The sequence below is a fragment of the Streptococcus cristatus ATCC 51100 genome (assembly GCF_000222765.1).
Lineage (GTDB): Bacteria > Bacillota > Bacilli > Lactobacillales > Streptococcaceae > Streptococcus > Streptococcus cristatus.
Genome location: NZ_AFUE01000006.1, coordinates 316,883 through 337,112, shown reverse-complemented (window position 1 = coordinate 337,112; position 20,230 = coordinate 316,883). Strand labels below are relative to the sequence as shown.

15 protein-coding genes and 4 pseudogenes are annotated in these 20,230 nt (G+C 44.0%); 12 read left to right on the top strand and 7 right to left on the bottom strand.

What is annotated here, in order from left to right:
* Nucleotides 1-44: 44 nt before the first annotated feature.
* The 4 genes from HMPREF9960_RS05080 to HMPREF9960_RS05065 all read left to right on the top strand — a co-directional run bounded on the left by HMPREF9960_RS05080 (nucleotide 45) and on the right by HMPREF9960_RS05065 (nucleotide 3,507).
* Nucleotides 45-878 carry a DegV family protein gene (locus tag HMPREF9960_RS05080; RefSeq protein WP_005592156.1) on the top strand — a complete coding sequence of 278 codons (834 nt, stop codon included), beginning with the start codon at nucleotides 45-47 and terminating at the stop codon, nucleotides 876-878.
* Nucleotides 879-988: 110 nt separating this feature from the next.
* Nucleotides 989-1,264, top strand: coding sequence for an HU family DNA-binding protein (locus HMPREF9960_RS05075; protein WP_005589527.1), 276 nt, complete (start codon nucleotides 989-991; stop codon nucleotides 1,262-1,264).
* Nucleotides 1,265-1,463: 199 nt separating this feature from the next.
* Entirely contained in the window at nucleotides 1,464-2,165 is a 702-nt protein-coding gene (locus HMPREF9960_RS05070) for a DUF4947 domain-containing protein (protein ID WP_005589528.1), read from the top strand.
* A 70-nt stretch (nucleotides 2,166-2,235) separates the two neighbouring features.
* Entirely contained in the window at nucleotides 2,236-3,507 is a 1,272-nt protein-coding gene (locus tag HMPREF9960_RS05065; protein ID WP_005589529.1) for a TRZ/ATZ family protein, read from the top strand.
* Between the two features lie 121 nt (nucleotides 3,508-3,628).
* On the opposite strand, the gene HMPREF9960_RS05060 is transcribed toward HMPREF9960_RS05065, so the two are convergent.
* Nucleotides 3,629-4,822 carry an L-lactate MFS transporter gene (locus HMPREF9960_RS05060; RefSeq protein ID WP_005589531.1) on the bottom strand — a complete coding sequence of 398 codons (1,194 nt, stop codon included), beginning with the start codon at nucleotides 4,820-4,822 and terminating at the stop codon, nucleotides 3,629-3,631.
* 340 nt (nucleotides 4,823-5,162) lie between these two features.
* Between HMPREF9960_RS05060 and HMPREF9960_RS05055 the strand changes: the two genes are divergently transcribed.
* Together HMPREF9960_RS05055 and HMPREF9960_RS05050 are read left to right on the top strand one after the other, a co-directional pair.
* Nucleotides 5,163-5,615: a Fur family transcriptional regulator gene (locus HMPREF9960_RS05055; RefSeq protein ID WP_005589533.1), complete on the top strand. Its 453-nt coding sequence runs from the start codon at nucleotides 5,163-5,165 to the stop codon at nucleotides 5,613-5,615.
* Nucleotides 5,616-5,767: 152 nt separating this feature from the next.
* Nucleotides 5,768-6,460, top strand: a complete 693-nt coding sequence (locus tag HMPREF9960_RS05050; RefSeq protein ID WP_005589536.1) for a phosphoglycerate mutase — start codon at nucleotides 5,768-5,770, stop codon at nucleotides 6,458-6,460.
* 236 nt (nucleotides 6,461-6,696) lie between these two features.
* Here HMPREF9960_RS05050 and HMPREF9960_RS05045 read toward each other — a convergent pair.
* A pseudogene (locus HMPREF9960_RS05045) lies at nucleotides 6,697-7,254 on the bottom strand (transposase); the annotation flags it as partial.
* A gap of 106 nt (nucleotides 7,255-7,360) precedes the next feature.
* On the opposite strand from HMPREF9960_RS05045, the gene gtfB reads away from it, so the two are divergent.
* The 4 genes and pseudogenes from gtfB to HMPREF9960_RS10795 all read left to right on the top strand — a co-directional run bounded on the left by gtfB (nucleotide 7,361) and on the right by HMPREF9960_RS10795 (nucleotide 9,965).
* Nucleotides 7,361-8,689, top strand: coding sequence for an accessory Sec system glycosylation chaperone GtfB (gene gtfB / locus HMPREF9960_RS05040; RefSeq protein ID WP_005592231.1), 1,329 nt, complete (start codon nucleotides 7,361-7,363; stop codon nucleotides 8,687-8,689).
* A gap of 70 nt (nucleotides 8,690-8,759) precedes the next feature.
* Nucleotides 8,760-8,936 (top strand): hypothetical protein, encoded by a 177-nt coding sequence (locus HMPREF9960_RS05035; protein ID WP_005589539.1) that lies wholly within the window; start codon nucleotides 8,760-8,762, stop codon nucleotides 8,934-8,936.
* Between the two features lie 380 nt (nucleotides 8,937-9,316).
* A pseudogene (locus tag HMPREF9960_RS10800) lies at nucleotides 9,317-9,508 on the top strand (KxYKxGKxW signal peptide domain-containing protein); the annotation flags it as partial.
* Nucleotides 9,509-9,827: 319 nt separating this feature from the next.
* Nucleotides 9,828-9,965, top strand: a complete 138-nt coding sequence (locus tag HMPREF9960_RS10795) for a hypothetical protein (RefSeq protein WP_005589542.1) — start codon at nucleotides 9,828-9,830, stop codon at nucleotides 9,963-9,965.
* A gap of 82 nt (nucleotides 9,966-10,047) precedes the next feature.
* Here the strand turns inward: HMPREF9960_RS10795 and HMPREF9960_RS10790 are convergent, their stop codons facing one another.
* The gene (locus tag HMPREF9960_RS10790; RefSeq protein ID WP_005589544.1) at nucleotides 10,048-10,380 is read right to left on the bottom strand and encodes a hypothetical protein; all 333 of its coding nucleotides are present in this window, start codon (nucleotides 10,378-10,380) and stop codon (nucleotides 10,048-10,050) included.
* A gap of 1,240 nt (nucleotides 10,381-11,620) precedes the next feature.
* On the opposite strand from HMPREF9960_RS10790, the pseudogene HMPREF9960_RS11120 reads away from it, so the two are divergent.
* A pseudogene (locus HMPREF9960_RS11120) lies at nucleotides 11,621-16,810 on the top strand (hypothetical protein); the annotation flags it as partial.
* Here the strand turns inward: HMPREF9960_RS11120 and HMPREF9960_RS11000 are convergent.
* From HMPREF9960_RS11000 to HMPREF9960_RS10990, 3 genes are all read right to left on the bottom strand, one after another.
* Complete coding sequence (locus HMPREF9960_RS11000; RefSeq protein WP_050784090.1) at nucleotides 16,702-17,016, bottom strand: hypothetical protein; 315 nt, start codon at nucleotides 17,014-17,016, stop codon at nucleotides 16,702-16,704. The pseudogene HMPREF9960_RS11120 and the gene HMPREF9960_RS11000 overlap by 109 nt on opposite strands.
* A 57-nt stretch (nucleotides 17,017-17,073) precedes the next feature.
* Nucleotides 17,074-17,712, bottom strand: coding sequence for a hypothetical protein (locus HMPREF9960_RS10995; protein ID WP_231913447.1), 639 nt, complete (start codon nucleotides 17,710-17,712; stop codon nucleotides 17,074-17,076).
* A gap of 69 nt (nucleotides 17,713-17,781) precedes the next feature.
* Complete coding sequence (locus HMPREF9960_RS10990; protein WP_080561896.1) at nucleotides 17,782-18,123, bottom strand: hypothetical protein; 342 nt, start codon at nucleotides 18,121-18,123, stop codon at nucleotides 17,782-17,784.
* Nucleotides 18,124-18,280: 157 nt separating this feature from the next.
* Here HMPREF9960_RS10990 and HMPREF9960_RS10985 point away from each other — a divergent pair, with 157 nt between their 5' ends.
* A complete protein-coding gene (locus HMPREF9960_RS10985; protein ID WP_037586189.1) occupies nucleotides 18,281-18,544 on the top strand; it encodes an LPXTG cell wall anchor domain-containing protein in 264 nt (87 codons plus the stop codon).
* A 275-nt stretch (nucleotides 18,545-18,819) separates the two neighbouring features.
* On the opposite strand, the pseudogene HMPREF9960_RS05000 reads toward HMPREF9960_RS10985, so the two are convergent.
* Nucleotides 18,820-20,002, bottom strand: a pseudogene (locus HMPREF9960_RS05000) (IS110 family RNA-guided transposase).
* Nucleotides 20,003-20,230 lie beyond the last annotated feature (228 nt).

The following is a 20,230-nucleotide window of genomic DNA, read 5'->3' as shown; positions in this document are numbered from 1 at the left end:
TTTTGGTATAATAGAGTCAATAATAGGATAAAAGTAGGGAAAATATGACAAAAATTAAAATTGTGACAGACTCTTCGATTACGATTGAGCCTGAACTAGCAAAAGATTTGAATATTACAATAGTTCCTTTGACAGTCATGATTGACGGTGTAGTCTACTCGGATTCCAATTTGAAGGAGGGAGAGTTCCTTCAGTTGATGAAGTCTAGTAAAAATCTGCCCAAGACTAGCCAGCCACCAGTTGGAGTATTTGCAGAAGTTTTCGAAGATTTGTCAGCAAAAGATGTCCAAATTATCTCGATTCACATGTCTCATGCTTTATCTGGCACCGTAGAGGCAGCTCGTCAGGGTGCTACCTTGGCTAAGGCTGATGTAACAGTTGTCGATAGTTCTTTCACGGACCAAGCCATGAAGTTCCAAGTCGTTGAGGCTGCTAAGATGGCAAAAGCTGGAGCGACTTTGGAGGAGATTTTACAAAAACTTGAGGAAGTCAAAGCCAAGACGGAGCTATATATCGGCGTATCAACCTTAGAAAATTTGGTCAAAGGTGGTCGTATCGGCCGTGTGACTGGTCTGATTAGCTCGCTTTTAAATATTCGTGTCGTCATGCAAATGACAAATCATACCTTGACTCCTATTGTCAAAGGAAGGGGCGCTAAAACCTTCAAGAAATGGCTGGATGACTTGAAAGAGTCTCTGAAAGAGAAGGAAATTGAAGAAATCGGAATTTCCTATGCGGGTGGACCAGAATTTGCCAATCAAATGAAGGAAGAGCTGCAGGAATTTGTTGAAAAACCAATCTCCGTCTTAGAAACAGGTTCGATCATCCAAACGCACACTGGAGAAAATGCATGGGCCGTTCTAGTTCGCTATAAATAGAGTAAATTATTTGTAAAATGTCTGCTTAAGACTTGACCTAGACGCTTTTTTTAGATATGATAATATCTGTTAGGGTTATTAACCCAGAAAAAAATTGGAGGATTTGTTAAATGGCTAACAAACAAGATTTGATCGCAAAAGTGGCAGAAGCTACAGAATTGACTAAAAAAGATTCAGCAGCAGCAGTTGACGCTGTATTTGCAGCAGTTACAGAATACCTTTCAAAAGGTGAAAAAGTTCAATTGATCGGTTTTGGTAACTTTGAAGTTCGTGAGCGTGCAGCACGTAAAGGTCGCAACCCACAAACTGGTAAAGAAATCACAATCGCAGCTTCTAAAGTTCCAGCTTTCAAAGCAGGTAAAGCTCTTAAAGACGCTGTTAAATAAGACAAAAATCAAAAGCCTACTGTATCAGCTTGCTAGCTTGTGCAGTAGGCTTTTTCTTATGTTTTGGCATAACATCAATCATTTTTCCTAAGCTTCTAGAAGACGCAGTATTTGTTTGTTAGAGAAGACAGCAAAAATCAGGATGCTCCTCCTGCTCAACTTAAAATATGATATAATGTAGCTAAGAAATGGAGGTACTATGTATTTTAAAAGAATAATCAGCTTTTTAACCATGCTTGTGGCTGTTATGGCTTTGACAGCTTGCTATTATCCAAGGAAAAGAGTTCCTAGGTCTGAAGCCTCTTCTGTGCGAAAGGGGAAAATACCAAAGAAAGCGGAAGCAGGTAAGGATACAGGCTCTAGTCAGCAAGAAAAATCAAAGAGTAGCCAGACCTCATCATCTAGTGCTCCAGCTTCTGAGAGTAAGGCTACAAGTTCGCCAGATGAAGTGACGGATGGCTTGCCTCAAGATGCACAGTCTGCCAATAAAGACAAAATTTACGCAACAGGCGATGGCAAGGTCTCTTATCGCTCTTTTGAAGGAGGATTTAGTGCTCAAACGCCTGATTTCAAAGGCTATACAGAGGAGCAAGTCAAAAAGGTTCTTGGCGAGCCAGAGGCCGTCATAAAGGATCCGAACTACATTAAGGACACTTTTAAAGCTCAGGAGTTAGAAAATATAAAAGAACTCTATCGAGGTCAGCATGTGACGGAAGAGCAGGCAAAGGCTTTCTATGTAACAGCGGCGGATATTGCTCAGGCAGCTAGCTTGAACCAAGACTATCAGTTGGAGAGTGACTTTATTTTATATAGCTATAAGCAACATAAAATTAATCTGATTTTCTCTAAAGGAGAGTTGTATTATATGACTCCCAATCCTGATTATCTTTATTTTAAATAATCTTGGAAAATTCTTGCGCTAGTTTACTAGGCTTGCTATAATAGCTAAAACGAAATGAGAAGGAGCAAGGATGAAAGCTTATACAAATGTCAATCTGGTGACCTGTGACAGCGCATTTCATGTTTATCGGGAAGGCTTGTTGGTCGTGGAAGATGAACGCATTGCCTACTGTGGTCCCCATGACAAGGCTTGGTTAGAACAATGCAGCGAGCTAGTGGATTATGAAGGAGCTTGGCTCATGCCGGGGCTGGTCAACTGCCATACGCACTCGGCCATGACCTTGCTGCGTGGGATTCGTGATGACAGCAATCTGCACGAATGGCTAGAGGACTATATTTGGCCAGCAGAAAGCCAATTCACATCGGATCTAACAACCAAAGCTGTCCAGCTGGCTCTAGCTGAAATGCTCCAATCGGGAACAACGACTTTTAACGACATGTATAATCCTCAGGGAGTGGAGATTGACCGGATTTACCAGGCTGTGCGGCAGTCCGGTATGCGCTGCTATTTCTCACCAACCCTCTTTAGCTCAGCAGCTGAAACGGCAGCAGAGACTCTGGCACGTACTCGGGCCATTATTGAGGAAATCCTCACTTATGAAGATGAAGATTTTCAGGTCATGGTGGCGCCGCATTCGCCCTATGCCTGTGACGAAGATCTACTCAAGGGCAGTCTTGAGCTAGCTCGTGAGCTGGATTTGAAGCTTCATATCCATGTGGCAGAGACTCAGGAAGAAAATAAAATCATCCTGGAGCGCTATGGTAAACGGCCTTTGGCTTTCTTGAAAGAGCTTGGCTACTTGGAGCAGCCAGCCATTTTTGCTCACGGAGTTGAGCTCAATCCGTCAGAGATTGCAGACTTAGTGGCATCACCAGTCAGCATCGCCCACAATCCTATCAGCAACCTCAAGCTGGCTTCCGGTGTAGCTCCGGTGACGGATTTATTAGCCGCTGGGGTGACCGTTGGCTTAGCGACGGACTCTGTCGCTTCTAATAATAATCTGGATATGTTTGAAGAAGGTCGGACAGCAGCTCTCCTTCAGAAGATGCGAGCAGGAGATGCGACCCAGTTTACGATCGAGCAGGCTTTAAAAGCTTTGACCATTGAAGGAGCCAAAGCTCTGGGCTTAGAGAAGAAAATCGGCAGTCTGGAAGCGGGCAAGCAAGCCGATTTCATTGCCATTCAGCCTAAGGGACGACTTCACCTCTATCCTTTGGAAAATATGCTATCGCACCTAGTATATGCAGTCAAAGGCAGCGACGTTCAGGATGTCTACATTGCTGGGCAGCAGGTGGTCCGAGACGGCCAAGTGCTGACCGTTGATCTAGAATCGTTCCGTTAAAAAGAAAAGCCGAGTTTGTCTCGGCTTTTATGCTAGTCAGGGGAGCTCTTGTCAATTTTTGCTGGCTAACAGATTCTTTGTCAAAGAAAAACTCCGGGATACCCCAGAGTTAGTGTTAGATTTAAGCTTTCTTTGATTTAGAAATATAGAATAATTGTAGAACGATACCAAGGAGTGCCATACCAATAACAATGTAGAAGGCCATTGAATAGTCTCCCTTGTTTGCTTGAGCAAGTCGAGCTCCTAACTGTGGTCCGGCAATAGCTGCAACACCATAAGCCGTAAACATCCAGCCGTAGTTTGTGCCGACATTGGCCACGCCCCAATTTTCGGCTGTAATACCTGGGAAAGATCCAAGGAAGCCACCGAAGGATAGGGCGACAAGCATGACGCCTAAGATTGCAAGGATGCTTCCCTCCCCTTTAAAGAGAGCGGTCAGCGCCAAGCCACCAGCGACGGCGCCAAACATGGCGATTACAGTAGGGTAGCGCCCGATTTTGTCCGATACAGCTCCCCAGAAGATTCGTCCAAAAGTATTGGCAATAGAAACCAGCATAACGAATAGAGTGGCTTCTCCAACTAGTTTATATTGGTCAGAGATAGACGCTGCTGAACCGATAATCATCATACCACCAGTAGCACCTAAAATGTAGATGAGCCACAGCAACCAGAAGTTGCCTTCGCGTAGCATTTCTTTGTGAGTTTTTCCTGTCGGTGAAGAACTTCCTGCTGCTGGAGCAGCTACTGGAGCTTTTTCCATGACAAGAGAAGAGCAGCAGATAACGACAAGTAGGGCAATTCCCAGAACTTTAAATGTAGAATAAACGCCCATTGAAGCGATGAGAGTTTTGGCAAGTGGTCCGATGATTAGTGGTCCAAGTCCAAAGCCAGCAGCGGTTAAACCACCCGCGAGCCCTTTTTTATCAGGGAACCATTTGGTAGCGACAGAAGTTGAAGCGCCATAGGCTGATCCGATACCGAGACCAAGGACAACCCCGTAGGTTAAGTAGAGTACAGGAAGAGAAGTTGCAAATCCTGTAGCAAACATACCAGCACCAAAGAGAATGCCTCCTAGAAAGACAAATTTCTTAGGGCCTAATGAATCGACTTTAGGTCCGAAAATAATCATGCCGATTGGCACCATTGCAAAAGAGATACTGAAGGCTAGAGAGGTTTGAGCTTGCACCCATCCTTGGCTAGCATTGGCTTCCAGCAGCGCTTTTTGAAAAACAGACCAGGCGTATCCAGCACCTAAAGAAAGGTTGGTTAAGATAGCTGCTGCTAAAATGAACCAGCGATTTGGTGTTTTTTTCATAATGATATCCTCATTTATATATTTTTTCTAAAAAGTGATAGAAAACCAGCTGTACCCAAATAGTTGTCCTGCATGTTTCCTGCAAGGCAGGTAAAATAGCAGAAGTTTGGCTACAGAATTTCTTACTATAAAACTGATATATTAAAATTAAGCGCTTACATATTTGTTAACATCTCTATCATATCGTGCTTTGAGGCAAAAATCTACTTAATTAAAATGAATAAGTCTATTAGGCAGATTAATATTTTTCCTTATTTACAATCATTCTTAATAGAAAATCTATGTTTGTCATGATATAATGGAAATAAGCTAGAATGAATGTGGATGGAGTATAGAGAAGATGAATGAAGAGTATGAAAAGAATTACCAGGAAGTAATTGAACATCTGAGGCTGAAAGGTGTTCGAATCACAGAGACGAGAAAGGCCGTGATTGCTTTTATCATCAGCAGTCATGACCACCCTAGCGCAGAGATGATTTACCAAGCCCTCTTGCCTGAATTTCCCAATATGAGCTTGGCGACTGTTTATAACAACCTAAAAGTGTTGATTGATGAGGGCTTTGTATCTGAGCTCAAAGTCCGAAATGACACGACGACCTATTATTATTTTATGGGGCATCAGCACCTCAATGTCATTTGTGAAAAATGTGGTCGGATTGCGGATATGGACTTGGATTTGCCAGACGTTCAGCAGGAAGCAGCAGAGCAGACCGGTTATCAAATCACCAAGAGTCAGATGGTCGTTTATGGTATTTGTCCAGAGTGCGCCCAGCAAGAACAAGTGGCTAGCTAGAAGTCTTGAGTGGAGAATTGATTTTCTTAAAAGTCTGAGCAAGTGGAAAATTTCACAAATATTTCACTGAGACTAGATTTTTGAGAGAAAATTTTGTAAAATAGAATAGATAAACGGGGTAGACCCCGGAAAATAAAAGGAGAATCCATCTAATGGTAAAATTGGTTTTTGCTCGCCATGGTGAGTCTGAATGGAACAAAGCTAACCTTTTCACTGGTTGGGCTGATGTAGATCTTTCTGAAAAAGGTACACAACAAGCAATCGACGCTGGTAAATTGATCAAAGAAGCTGGTATCGAATTTGACCAAGCTTATACTTCAGTTTTGAAACGTGCGATCAAAACAACAAACTTGGCGCTTGAAGCTGCTGATCAACTTTGGGTTCCAGTTGAAAAATCATGGCGCTTGAACGAACGTCACTACGGTGGTTTGACTGGTAAAAACAAGGCTGAAGCTGCTGAACAATTTGGTGATGAGCAAGTTCACATCTGGCGTCGTTCATACGATGTATTGCCTCCAAACATGGACCGTGATGATGAGCATTCAGCTCACACTGATCGTCGTTACGCTTCACTTGACGACTCAGTTATCCCAGATGCTGAAAACTTGAAAGTAACTTTGGAACGTGCCCTTCCATTCTGGGAAGACAAAATCGCTCCAGCACTCAAAGATGGTAAAAACGTATTCGTGGGAGCTCACGGTAACTCAATCCGTGCCCTTGTAAAACACATCAAACAATTGTCAGATGACGAAATCATGGACGTGGAAATCCCTAACTTCCCACCATTGGTATTCGAATTCGACGAAAAATTGAACGTAGTTGCTGAATACTACCTTGGAAAATAATTGATGATGAAGCTCTGCTTAGTAGGGCTTTTTCTCATTGTTGGAGAAAAATTCGGCTCTTTTCTACCATTTGTCAAGTCTATCAAGGCTTTAAGAAAAAAAGAGATAAGACAGTAGCTATTCTGAGGTTACTGTCTTATTTTTAACACTTTTTGATCCATAAAAGGGCATGCTAAAAAACACCTCATCTGGTATTTTTTGAAACAAGGTGTTACCATAATACGGCATAGAAAGCCTTATCGATTTTGGGTCAAAGAATAATCGTAAAGTTTGTTATGCGTAATGGGGTAATACATTGTTCGAATGAGACGATGTATAGAGGCAATCGTATGTGGCTTAGTTGAAGCTATTGTCGATTGTCTTTTTCGTTTCACATAAAAGTCAGCGATATGGCAGGGATTGGTATGACTAGCTGAAGCGATGTTGTGAATGCACTTGAACAAGATTTTTCTGGCATAGGGATTAGCTCGTTTAGTGATGTGTTCCTTAGCGAGAAAGTTCCCAGATTCATAGTGTCTCAGGTCAATGCCGATAAAAGCATTGATTTGATTGGCAGAGTGAAATCGACGAATATCTCCCAATTCGCCAATGATAGATGTCGCTGTGGTTTCTGCGATGTCAGGAATTGACCGTAAGATGTTATACTCTGGTAAAGGCTGAGCTAGAGCTACCATATCGTTTAAGACAACTTGTCTGCGTTCAGAAAGACGAAGCAATTCTTGAGCATAGTAGCGAACCTCTTCAAGCATTGGAGAGGTTTTCTTGACCGCACAAAAAGATTGTTTAGCGAGTGAGGTAGCTGAGCCTTACCTTGATGAGCATATTGCCCAGCGCTGGTCTGACCTAGTTCGATCGGCTCAGACCAACTAAGTAGGATTCAGAAAGAAAGGCATAACCACTATGATTTGTTTGTTTGACCGCTATGATCAAGCAAGTTTTGATTTATTACGTTCATTAAAAGCAACAGGACTTGATTGTCCTGTTGTTGTTGTGCAAGACGATGGCTATCTTTCACCAGATGTCGAGTCTCCTTACAGTTGTTTTACGGGAGATTTGGATACACCAGAAGGCCGTCCAATTTATTTTAATCTTGTCCCCAAACCGCACCTATGGGAGATTCGCTCCAGCAATGTAAATGGGGAAATCTTGGATATGGGCAAGAAGCGTGCGAATATTTTCTATCGCCAACCAACGCATGAAAGACGTGTGCGGGCTGTCGAATGGTTGGATACAGAGGGGCAGGTTCGAGCAGCAGATATCTATAATCGCAAAGGACGCCTTTTCGCACAAATAACCTATGATCAGACACAACGTCCGACCCATACTCGCTATTTTGACCAGAACAATGTCGTGGTGATTATGGAAAATCATCTGACTGGTGATATCATCTTGACACTTGAAGGAAAGCGTCACATCTTTAAATCCAAACAAGAATTTGTCGTCTTTTATCTGCAATATCGTGGATATGATACAGATCGCATTATTTATAATTCTCTAGCGACTCCCTTCTTGGTGGCCTACGCTCTTCGTCCTAAAAATGGTCGTGCAGAAGATGTTCTTTTCTGGCAAGAGCCTATCGGAGAAGCCTTACCTGGAAATATGAAAGTAGCTATGAAAATGCCTCATCGCAATGTCCGCATCGCTGTTCAGGACAGGCAGGTATATGAGAAAATTCAAAGCTTGGCAACACCGGAAGAAAAAGTCTATTTCCACAATATTGGTTATATTTATGATTACCAGCGTCTTAATAATATGAATCCAGAAGCCTTGATTTTGACCAATAGTGATCAGCTTGAGCAAATAGAGCAGCTCTTGAATCAGCTGCCAAATGTACATTTCCATATTGGAGCCATCACAGAAATGTCTGGCCATTTAATGGGGCTCAATCGTTATCCGAATGTTTCGCTTTATCCAAATATTCGTCCGGCAAAGGTTGCAGAGCTTTTTGAGAGATGTGACTTGTATCTAGATATCAATATCAGCGATGAAATCCTTAATGCTTGTCGCACAGCCTTTGAGAATAACATGTTGATTCTCAGTTTCACAAATACTTGTCATAGCCGTCGATTTATTGCGGATGATCACATTTATGCGCCAGAAAATGTCTCAGGCATGGTGGATAAAATTCAAAGTGCCCTTGCCCATTCATCAGAGATGGAAGCAGCACTTACTAGACAGAAGCAGGCTGCTAATCAGGCTAGTTTGGAGCAATATAAGGCCATTCTTTAACCAGATACATGAGAACTTGCTTTCGATGAAGGCAAGTTCCTTTATGCAGATTTAGTAAGGGAGGACAATCATGCCAGAGAAGAAAAAGGGAATTCTGCAGGAACATATCAACGAGCAGCTAGATAATCGTAGAAAACCGTTGAAAAGAGAGAAGCAAGATTTTAGCATGATTGCCGTGCTGGGCGGAGTTCTCTTTCTTATCACCCTCTTGGTCACAATCATCATGCAGTTGGGACACTTTTTCTAGGATTTTTTCTGGATGGAGGAGGTCTCTGGAAAAGATGAACCTTGACGAGCAAATCGTCAAGGTTTTTTTGCCTCTATCTAATTGAACTAGTGTGAAAGGGGGGAGTAGAGGTTCAAAAGATAATAAAACGCTTTCAACAATTTGAAGCTTAAAAGCGGATTTTCTGAAAAAATTAGCTATTTTCATTTGTTATTTTACATATAATTACTTGAAAAAGGGAATCCGTTTTGGTAAAATGATGAGTGGTATATACTGGATAAAAACGGCTGGTATATCCCAGATGGAATCTGCTTTTTCTGAGTCAAAGGGATAAAAACTGAAACTGACTGCAACTTTTATTAACTCTGGTTTTGGGAGGCAGCGCAATCTACACTTTGTTAATGGTCATGAGATTAACAAAGGGTCGCAATTGGATAAAAGAAAGGAATCGAATGTTTCGAAGTAAAAAATTTAACAAAGATTTCGAGATCGTAGATGAGAAAAAGCGTTATAAGCTTTACAAGTCGGGTAAAAACTGGGTAAAAGCCTCGAATTCTCAATTGGATCTCTTCCGTATCGGTGGGATGGGCGAAGTTGTCTCTAGTACCCTGTCAGACACTGAAGAACTTGATCACGCACACCTTAGTTTTAACACGCTAGCGGGTATAGGGGGAATCCTGGCCGCGGGGGCTGCAGGATTTGTGATGACTCAAGAGCAAACTGTTTATGCGGATGAAACATCTGAGTATACAGAAAAGGATAAAACAGTCATCGCAGCTGAACCGAAAGCGGCTGAAACAAGTGCCAACTCAATCATCGCTCAAGCGCAAGCAGAAGTAAAGAAAGCTCAAGCAGAACAAGCATCTGCAACAGCTTCTGTATCAGTCAGTCAATCTGTTGAGGATCAAGCGAGTGCGAGTCAGTCAGTTTCAGTCAGTCAATCTGCCTCAGCAAGTCAGTCAGCTTCAGTCAGTCAATCTGCCTCAGCAAGTCAATCAGCATCAGCTCCTACATCAGTCTCAGCAAGTGCAAAAGCATCTGCATCAGTAAGCTCTACACCATCAGAATCAGCAAGCGCTCAAGCACCTGCCTCTGTAGTTGAGAGTGCATCAGTTGTTAGCGAACCATCAGCTCAGGCTTCTGTGTCTACCTCAGCTTCTGCATCGCTCAACCTTAAGGTCAACCCTGCGGTAAGTCTTGTATCAGGTAGTGCTAACCAAAGTTTGGCAAGTGCAGCTCTTAGCACAAGCCAAGCAGCAACGACAAGCAACAATATCGCAGCTGGTGTGATAGCGGATAAGAACCAAGCCCAAGGCAAGGATACAACCAAGCAAGCTGAGAAAAACCAAAAGGTAGACAATACTGTAGCGACTGCACCAAAGACAGGGTATTCTGGATTTAGAGCAAATCCGATCGATACTGGATCAAAAGAACCTTTCTTTCTAAATACCGATCCATATAGCATCAACTCTCCAGAAACAAGTGGTCGTTTAAATAGACAACGGGTCTTTCTGGGACGAGCAGGTGTTCCTTTCTCGGTAACATATTACATGCATAAGTCTCAATTTGATGCGGACGAATATCCTTACGGTTCATATAAGGATAGTGAGTTTGCAGGACTTTCTGCAAGAACAACTCTAGAGACTCGAAACTGGCAAGAAGCACAAGAGAAATATAATATTACCTCGGAAACAGGTCGTGTGGAAGTGGCTCCTGGACGTTATATTCCATATGTAACTTTCAAGAGTGATAATCCAAAAGCATTTAATAGTAGTGTCAATCTGGATGTGACCTTTGATGGACGTAGCTTTCCTCAAACCAGCATATTCATGAACCTTACTACTACTCAGTTTAAGGGACCTGCTGTAACGTATGATGCTGAGGGGAAAAAAGAAGCATTGGCTCCTCTTGCAAAATATAAAGTAGGCGATAGAGTTAATGAAACTTTATATTTCCATAATGATAAACAGTATAGATATGAGCAAGATGCTAAAAATTCTATGGTTTTGTACACTGGTAATGGTGGTACAACCAAATATAGTGGTTTGAGGTATGTTCCAGGGGTGGAAAGGCGTGCTGATTTCACCTATGTTCCAAAACTCACTATTACAGGGACGGTTTTAACTGAAAATCCTAATATGCTCGTCAGACATACTAATGGATCGGGAGGTAAGGATGCTGATTTCTTTACCTATCTAGGCCGTCCAGAAGAAGTTGTAACTGAGGCTGCGCAGGAGTCAATTATCAACAAGAGCAAAGACTCACTAATTCCTTCCCCTGAACCACTAGTTCCTGAGATTGAAGTCGGTAAACGAGTTAATGAAACTTTATATGTTCATGATGGTAATAACAAAGGAGATAAGTCTGTTGGTTCTTGGCAGAGTTCTTACCTTGCAGATCAAGCGGTTGAACTGATTCATGGCAAGAAAGAACTAGAAGCACTTGGATTAACAGTTACTACTAGAACCGATGAACCAGGGGCTGGTAAAACTGGTTATATCCCATCTATCCAAATTTCTGGGACGCCTACTGGAACAGGAACTGTAACACTTAAATATAAGATTACTGACGAAGCAGGACAGCTTAACTTTAAGGACATTCAAGTAAATGTTAAAGAAAGCGGATCCCTTAGCCAATCAGTTTCAGCTTCTGTATCTGCAAGTCAAAGTGCTTCAGCATCTATCTCAGCAAGCATCAGTGCGAGCCAATCAGCATCAAGCTCAGTAAATGCTAGCCAAAGTGCATCAGCAAGCCAATCAGCCAGCGCATCCGTATCAGCTAGTCAAAGTGCTTCAACATCAGTAAGCGCGAGCCACTCTGCGTCAATTAGTGCGAGCCAAAGTGCTTCAGCATCTATCTCAGCAAGCATCAGTGCTAGCCAATCAGCATCTATCTCAGCAAGTACAAGCCAAAGTGCTTCAGCAAGTGCAAGCGTAAGTGCATCAGTAAGCGCAAGTCAATCGGCTTCAGCATCAGTAAGTGCAAGTCACTCAGCATCTGTATCAGCAAGCCAATCAGCCAGCGCATCAGTAAGCTCAAGCCAATCAGCTTCAGCTTCTGTAAGTGCAAGTCAATCAGCTAGCGCATCAGTATCTGTAAGTCAATCAGCTTCAGCATCTGTATCAGCTAGCCAAAGCACTTCAGCGTCAGTATCTGCAAGTCAATCAGCTTCAGCATCTGTATCAGCTAGCCAAAGCGCGTCAGCATCAGTAAGCTCAAGTCACTCAGCTAGCGCATCAGTATCTGTAAGTCAATCAGCTTCAGCATCAGTAAGTGCTAGTCACTCAGCATCTGTATCAGCTAGCCAAAGCGCATCAGTTTCTGTATCTGCAAGCCAAAGTGCTTCAACCTCAGTAAGCGCGAGCCACTCTGCGTCAATTAGTGCGAGCCAAAGTGCTTCAGCCTCTATCTCAGCAAGCATCAGTGCTAGCCAATCAGCCTCTGTATCAGCTAGTCAATCAGCTTCAGCGTCTGTATCTGCAAGTCAAAGTACTTCAGCATCAGTAAGCGCAAGCCAAAGTGCCTCAGCTTCAGCATCTAACAACCAGAACTCAGCGTCTATCTCAGTAAGCGCGAGCCAGTCTGCGTCAATTAGTGCAAGCCAAAGCACTTCAGCTTCTGTATCAGCTAGCCAATCAGTTTCAGCTTCTGTATCTGCAAGTCAAAGTGCTTCAGCATCTATCTCAGCAAGCATCAGTGCGAGCCAATCAGCATCTGTATCAGCTAGCCAAAGCACTTCAGCTTCTGTATCTGTAAGTCAAAGTACTTCAACCTCAGTAAGTGCAAGCCAAAGCACTTCAGCATCAGTAAGCGCAAGCCAAAGTGCCTCAGCTTCAGCATCTAACAACCAGAACTCAGCTTCTATCTCAGCAAGCGCGAGCCAGTCTGCGTCAATTAGTGCGAGCCAAAGTGCTTCAGCATCTATCTCAGCAAGCATCAGTGCTAGCCAATCAGCCTCTGTATCAGCTAGTCAATCAGCCTCTGTATCAGCTAGTCAATCAGCTTCAGCATCTAACAACCAGAACTCAGCGTCTATCTCAGTAAGCGCGAGCCACTCTGCGTCAATTAGTGCGAGCCAAAGTGCTTCAGCATCTATCTCAGCAAGCATCAGTGCTAGCCAATCAGCCTCTGTATCAGCTAGTCAATCAGCTTCAGCATCTAACAACCAGAACTCAGCATCTATCTCAGCAAGCGCGAGCCACTCTGCGTCAATTAGTTCTAGCCAAAGCACTTCAGCTTCTGTATCTGCAAGCCAAAGTACTTCAGCATCAGTAAGCGTAAGCCAAAGTGCCTCAGCTTCAGCATCTATCTCAGTAAGTGCGAGCCACTCTGCGTCAATTAGTGCGAGCCAAAGTGCTTCAGCATCAGTAAGTGCTAGTCAATCAGCATCTGTATCAGCTAGCCAATCAGCTTCAGCTTCAGTATCTGCAAGTCAAAGTACTTCAGCATCAGTAAGCGCAAGCATCAGTGCTTCAGCTTCAGCATCTAACAACCAGAACTCAGCATCTATCTCAGCAAGCGCGAGCCACTCTGCGTCAATTAGTTCTAGCCAAAGCACTTCAGCATCTATCTCAGCAAGCATCAGTGCTAGCCAATCAGCCTCTGTATCAGCTAGTCAATCAGCTTCAGCATCTAACAACCAGAACTCAGCGTCTATCTCAGTAAGCGCGAGCCACTCTGCGTCAATTAGTGCGAGCCAAAGTGCTTCAGCATCAGTAAGTGCTAGTCAATCAGCATCTGTATCAGCTAGCCAATCAGCTTCAGCTTCAGTATCTGCAAGTCAAAGTACTTCAGCATCAGTAAGTGCTAGTCACTCAGCATCTGTATCAGCTAGCCAATCAGCTTCAGCTTCAATATCTGCAAGTCAAAGTACTTCAGCATCAGTAAGCGCAAGCCAAAGTGCCTCAGCTTCAGCATCTAACAACCAGAACTCAGCGTCTATCTCAGTAAGCGCGAGCCACTCTGCGTCAATTAGTGCGAGCCAAAGCGCATCAGCATCAGTAAGCGCTAGTCACTCAGCCTCTGTATCAGCTAGCCAATCAGCTTCAGCTTCAGTATCTGCAAGTCAAAGTACTTCAGCATCAGTAAGCGCAAGCCAAAGTGCCTCAGCTTCAGCATCTAACAACCAGAACTCAGCGTCTATCTCAGTAAGCGCGAGCCACTCTGCGTCAATTAGTGCGAGCCAAAGCGCATCAGCATCTATCTCAGCAAGCATCAGTGCTAGCCAATCAGCATCTGTATCAACTAGCCAAAGCGCCTCAGCGTCTGTATCTGCAAGTCAAAGTACTTCAGCATCAGTGAGCGCAAGCATCAGTGCTTCAGCTTCAGCATCTAACAACCAGAACTCAGCGTCTATCTCAGTAAGCGCGAGCCACTCAGCGTCAATTAGTGCGAGCCAAAGTGCTTCAGCATCTATCTCAGCAAGCATCAGTGCTAGCCAATCAGCATCTGTATCAGCTAGTCAATCAGCTTCAGCGTCTGTATCTGCAAGTCAAAGTACTTCAGCATCAGTAAGCGCAAGCCAAAGTGCTTCAGCTTCAGCATCTAACAACCAGAACTCAGCGTCTATCTCAGTAAGCGCGAGCCAGTCTGCGTCAATTAGTGCGAGCCAAAGTGCTTCAGCTTCTGTATCAGCAAGCATCAGTGCAAGTCACTCAGCATCTGTATCAGCTAGCCAAAGCGCCTCAGCTTCTGTATCTGCAAGTCAAAGTACTTCAACCTCAGTAAGCGCAAGCCAAAGTGCCTCAGCTTCAGCATCTAACAACCAGAACTCAGCGTCTATCTCAGTAAGCGCGAGCCAGTCTGCGTCAATTAGTGCAAGCCAAAGTGCTTCAGCTTCTGTATCAGCAAGCATCAGTGCAAGTCACTCAGCATCTGAATCAGCTAGCCAAAGCGCCTCAGCTTCTGTATCTGCAAGTCAAAGTACTTCAACCTCAGTAAGCGCAAGCCAAAGTGCCTCAGCTTCAGCATCTAACAACCAGAACTCAGCGTCTATCTCAGTAAGCGCGAGCCAGTCTGCGTCAATTAGTGCAAGCCAAAGTGCTTCAGCTTCTGTATCAGCAAGCATCAGTGCAAGTCACTCAGCATCTGAATCAGCTAGCCAAAGCGCCTCAGCTTCTGTATCTGCAAGTCAAAGTACTTCAACCTCAGTAAGCGCAAGCCAAAGTGCCTCAGCTTCAGCATCTAACAACCAGAACTCAGCTTCTATCTCAGCAAGCGCGAGCCAGTCTGCGTCAATTAGTGCGAGCCAAAGCGCATCAGCATCAGTATCAGCAAGCATCAGTGCGAGCCAATCAGCATCAGTATCAGCTAGCCAATCAGCTTCAGCATCTGTAAGTGCAAGCGACTCAGCATCAGTATCAGCTAGCCAATCAGCTTCAGCATCTGTAAGTGCAAGCGACTCAGCATCAGTATCAGCTAGCCAATCAGCTTCAGCATCTGTAAGTGCAAGCGACTCAGCATCTGTATCAGCTAGTCAATCAGCTTCAGCATCTGTAAGTGCAAGCGACTCAGCGTCTGTATCAGCTAGCCAATCAGCAAGCGCATCTGTAAGTGCATCAATCAGTGCTTCAGTATCAGTAAGCGCAAGCCAAAGTGCCTCAGCTTCAGCATCTAACAACCAGAACTCAGCTTCTATCTCAGCAAGCGCGAGCCAGTCTGCGTCAATTAGTGCGAGCCAATCAGCAAGCACAAGCATGAGCAACAGCGTGTCTGCTTCAATTAGTGCATCTGAATCAGCAAGCATAAGCATGAGCAACAGCGTATCTGCCTCAATCAGTGTGAGCCAATCAGCAAGCACAAGCTTGAGCAATAGCGTGTCCGCTTCAATCAGTGCTTCAGCATCAGCAAGCACAAGCATGAGCAACAGCGTGTCTGCTTCAATTAGTGCTTCAGCATCAGCAAGCACAAGCATGAGCAACAGCGTGTCTGCTTCAATTAGTGCATCTGAATCAGCAAGCACAAGCATGAGCAACAGCGTATCTGCCTCAATCAGTGCTTCAGCATCAGCAAGCACAAGCATGAGCAACAGCGTGTCTGCTTCAATTAGTGCATCTGAATCAGTAAGCACAAGCATGAGCAATAGCCTATCCGCTTCAATCAGTGCTTCAGTATCAGCAAGCACAAGCATGAGCAACAGCGTGTCTGCCTCAATCAGTGCATCTGAATCAGCAAGCACAAGCATGAGCAATAGCGTGTCCGCTTCAATCAGTGCTTCAGTATCAGCAAGCACAAGCATGAGCAATAGCGTATCCGCTTCAATCAGTGCATCTGAATCAGTAAGCACAAGCATGAGCAACAGCGTGTCTGCTTCAATTAGTGCATCTGAATCAGTAAGCACAAGCATGAGCAATAGCCTATCAGCGTCAATCAGTGCCTCAGTATCAGCAAGCACAAGCATGAGCAACAGCGTGTCTGCTTCAATCAGTGCTTCAGTATCAGCAAGCACAAGCATGAGTAACAGCGTGTCTGCCTCAATCAGTGCATCTGAATCAGCAAGCACAAGCATGAGCAACAGCGTGTCTGCTTCAATCAGTGCTTCAGTATCAGCAAGCACAAGCATGAGCAACAGCGTGTCTGCTTCAATCAGTGCTTCAGTATCAGCAAGCACAAGCATGAGTAACAGCGTGTCTGCCTCAATCAGTGCATCTGAATCAGCAAGCACAAGCATGAGCAACAGCGTGTCTGCTTCAATTAGTGCATCTGAATCGGCAAGCACAAGCATGAGTAACAGCGTGTCTGCCTCAATCAGTGCAAGCCAATCAGCAAGCGCGTCAGTATCTGCAAGTCAAAGTACTTCAGCATCTGAATCAGCAAGCACAAGCATGAGCAACAGCGTGTCAGCGTCAATCAGTGCTAGCCAATCAGTAAGCACAAGCATGAGCAACAGCGTATCAGCGTCAATCAGTGCCTCAGTATCAGCAAGCACAAGTATGAGCAACAGCGTGTCTGCTTCAATCAGTGCTTCAGCATCAGCAAGCACAAGCATGAGTAACAGCGTATCAGCGTCAATCAGTGCTTCAGCATCAGCAAGCACAAGCATGAGTAACAGCGTGTCAGCATCAATCAGTGCATCTGAATCAGCAAGCACAAGCTTGAGCAACAGCGTGTCTGCCTCAATCAGTGCAAGCCAATCAGCAAGCGCGTCAGTATCTGCAAGTCAAAGTACTTCAGCATCTGTATCAGCTAGCCAATCAGCAAGCACAAGCATGAGTAACAGCGTATCAGCGTCAATCAGTGCCTCAGTATCAGCAAGCACAAGCATGAGCAACAGCGTGTCTGCTTCAATCAGTGCTTCAGCATCAGCAAGCACAAGCATGAGTAACAGCGTGTCAGCCTCAATCAGTGCATCTATCTCAGCAAGCACAAGCATGAGCAATAGCGTGTCAGCCTCAATCAGTGCTTCAGTATCAGCAAGCACAAGCATGAGCAACAGCGTGTCTGCTTCAATCAGTGCATCTGAATCAGCAAGCACAAGCATGAGCAATAGCGTGTCAGCCTCAATCAGTGCTTCAGTATCAGCAAGCACAAGCATGAGTAACAGCGTGTCAGCCTCAATCAGTGCAAGCCAATCAGCAAGCACAAGCATGAGCAACAGCGTGTCTGCTTCAATCAGTGCATCTGAATCAGCAAGCACAAGCATGAGCAATAGCGTGTCTGCTTCAATTAGTGCATCTGAATCAGTAAGCACAAGCATGAGCAACAGCGTGTCTGCTTCAATCAGTGCTTCAGTATCAGCAAGCACAAGCATGAGTAACAGCGTGTCAGCCTCAATCAGTGCTTCAGTATCAGCAAGCACAAGCTTGAGTAACAGCGTGTCAGCCTCAATCAGTGCAAGCCAATCAGCTAGTGCGTCAGTATCTGCAAGTCAAAGTACTTCAGCATCTGTATCAGCTAGCCAATCAGCAAGCACAAGCATGAGTAACAGCGTGTCAGCCTCAATCAGTGCATCTATCTCAGCAAGCACAAGCATGAGCAATAGCGTGTCAGCCTCAATCAGTGCTTCAGTATCAGCAAGCACAAGCATGAGCAACAGCGTGTCTACTTCAATCAGTGCATCTGAATCAGCAAGCACAAGCATGAGCAACAGCGTGTCTGCTTCAATCAGTGCATCTGAATCAGTAAGCAACAACTCAAGTAGTACTTCAGTTTCAACAAGTACTTCAGTAAGCTTGAGTAACAGCGTAAGTACATCTACATCACTTAGCAATAGCGTTTCAAACAGTTTGAGTACAAGTGCGTTACAACAATCTAACTCATTCAGCTATAGTAAGGGTGAGCCAACAAGCGAATCTAAGCCAGAGTTTAACCTTCCTAGCTACCTTGAATCTGTAAGTGCAAGTGAGTCAGTCTCAACAAGCACAAGCATGAGTGACAGCGCAAGTACCTCAGCTAGCTTGTCCGACAGTGCTTCAATCTCAAGTGCTACAAATCACTCTCAAGCACCTAAGCCACAGCCTGCACAACCAGGACAAGTCAAAGTTACTCCAAACGCTAAGGCTTTACCAAATACAGGAACTGCAAGTAACCAATTTGCTGGTCTTGGATTAGGAGTAGCTGCCTTGGTAACTGCCTCTCTTCTTGGTAAGAAGAAGAGATCAGCAGCTTCTGAAATGGATTTAGAAGACTAAGTTCCAAAAATCGGCTACAATGAAATTTTGTTGATATCATTTTAGCGATGAAAATAAGAACCCCGGATGGCTCAAGGCTATCTGGGGTTTTTCGGCTCTTTTCTACCATTTGTCAAGTCTATCAAGGCTTTAAATAAAAAAAGAGATAAGACAGTAGCTATTCTGAGGTTACTGTCTTATTTTTAACACTTTTTGATCCATAAAAGGGCATGCTAAAAAACACCTCATCTGGTATTTTTGAAACAAGGTGTTACCATAATACGGCATAGACAGCCTTATCGATTTTGGGTCAAAGAATAATCGTAAAGTTTGTTATGCGTAATGAGGTAATACATTGTTCGAATGAGACGATGTATAGAGGCAATCGTAAGTGGCTTAGTTGAAGCTATTGTTGATTGTCTTTTTCGTTTCTCATAAAAGTCAGCGATATGGCAGGGATTGGTATGACTAGCTGAAGCGATGTTGTGAATGCACTTGAACAAGATTTTTCTGGCATAGGGATTACCTCGTTTAGTGATGTGTTCCTTAGCGAGAAAGTTCCCAGATTCATAGTGTCTCAGGTCAATGCCAATAAAAGCGTTGATTTGATTGGTAGACTGAAAGCGACGAATATCTCCCAATTCGCCAATGATAGATGTCGTTGTGGTTTCTGCGATGCCAGGAATTGACCGTAAGATGTCATACTCTGGTAAAGGCTGAGCTAGAGCTACCATATCGTTTAAGACAACTTGTCTGCGTTCAGAAAGACGAAGCAATTCTTGATCATAGTAGCGAACCTCTTCAAGCATTGAAGAGGTTTTCTTGACCGCACAAAAAGATTGTTTAGCGAGTTTTATCAGTTTATCAGTCAGGTAAGCAATACGCTTTTCAGAGATGCGTTTGGAGGTAGATTGACGGATAATCTCATACAAGTCACTTTGAGATAGGCTTAATACAAACTCTTTACATGGAAAAGCTATCACTAAGTTCCAATATTGCTCTCCAGTTGGTGTGGATAAGAGATTTTCCAATTCAGGAAAGGTGACTTGTAGGACCTTGTGCAGACGGTTTTTAGCTCGAACAAGATCTTCAGTCATATTTTGATAGAAACGGCTTAAATCACGCAGGTGTTGATAAACTTCTTCCTGCACGTAAGTTGGTTTACGATTGTGCACAAGCTGAGATTTAGCCAACTTTTCAGCGTCAATTTTATCTGTTTTACGAACTCGCAGACTGTCCAATTGCTAGCCGTATATAAGCGTAACCAGATTCCTCAAGAAAGGCCTGAAGACGCCGAGAATAGACGCCTGTGGCCTCAAATATAATCTCAGGGTTATGAACAGTTTTCAAGTCCCCCAACAGGCGATTGAATCCAATGGCATCATTGAGTATGGTGTAGCCATGAACCTTCTCACCGTTGACTAAAATTGCCACCTCAGAACTTGTTTTACTTACATCCATTCCAAATACTGCACGCATGACATTACCTCTTTTGTCTTGAATAATTCCATGTTTTAGTGATTTTATTTTCAATACGCGACGTTTAGCGTCCCACATACTTTGATCAAACTCCACCTAAAACAAGGTGTCTTGCCAATTTGTCAAGCGACGTCTAGCGCCATAGAGCCCTACGACTTTACAAGACACCACTACTTTAACATAAAGAAAAAGTAGTGAGTACTCTCTTCCGTCGGAGATTTCTTCACT

Bases quoted from the DNA above. Each gene is read 5' to 3' on its own strand.
- gtfB (WP_005592231.1), top strand. From the start codon at position 7,361: ATGATTTGTTTGTTTGACCGCTATGATCAAGCAAGTTTTGATTTATTA.
- HMPREF9960_RS05070 (WP_005589528.1), top strand. From the start codon at position 1,464: ATGTATTTTAAAAGAATAATCAGCTTTTTAACCATGCTTGTGGCTGTT.
- HMPREF9960_RS05075 (WP_005589527.1), top strand. From the start codon at position 989: ATGGCTAACAAACAAGATTTGATCGCAAAAGTGGCAGAAGCTACAGAA.
- HMPREF9960_RS05065 (WP_005589529.1), top strand. From the start codon at position 2,236: ATGAAAGCTTATACAAATGTCAATCTGGTGACCTGTGACAGCGCATTT.
- HMPREF9960_RS05035 (WP_005589539.1), top strand. From the start codon at position 8,760: ATGCCAGAGAAGAAAAAGGGAATTCTGCAGGAACATATCAACGAGCAG.
- HMPREF9960_RS05080 (WP_005592156.1), top strand. From the start codon at position 45: ATGACAAAAATTAAAATTGTGACAGACTCTTCGATTACGATTGAGCCT.
- HMPREF9960_RS05060 (WP_005589531.1), bottom strand. From the start codon at position 4,822: ATGAAAAAAACACCAAATCGCTGGTTCATTTTAGCAGCAGCTATCTTA.
- HMPREF9960_RS05050 (WP_005589536.1), top strand. From the start codon at position 5,768: ATGGTAAAATTGGTTTTTGCTCGCCATGGTGAGTCTGAATGGAACAAA.
- HMPREF9960_RS10985 (WP_037586189.1), top strand. From the start codon at position 18,281: ATGAGTGACAGCGCAAGTACCTCAGCTAGCTTGTCCGACAGTGCTTCA.
- HMPREF9960_RS10790 (WP_005589544.1), bottom strand. From the start codon at position 10,380: ATGCTATATGGATCGGTATTTAGAAAGAAAGGTTCTTTTGATCCAGTA.
- HMPREF9960_RS05055 (WP_005589533.1), top strand. From the start codon at position 5,163: ATGAATGAAGAGTATGAAAAGAATTACCAGGAAGTAATTGAACATCTG.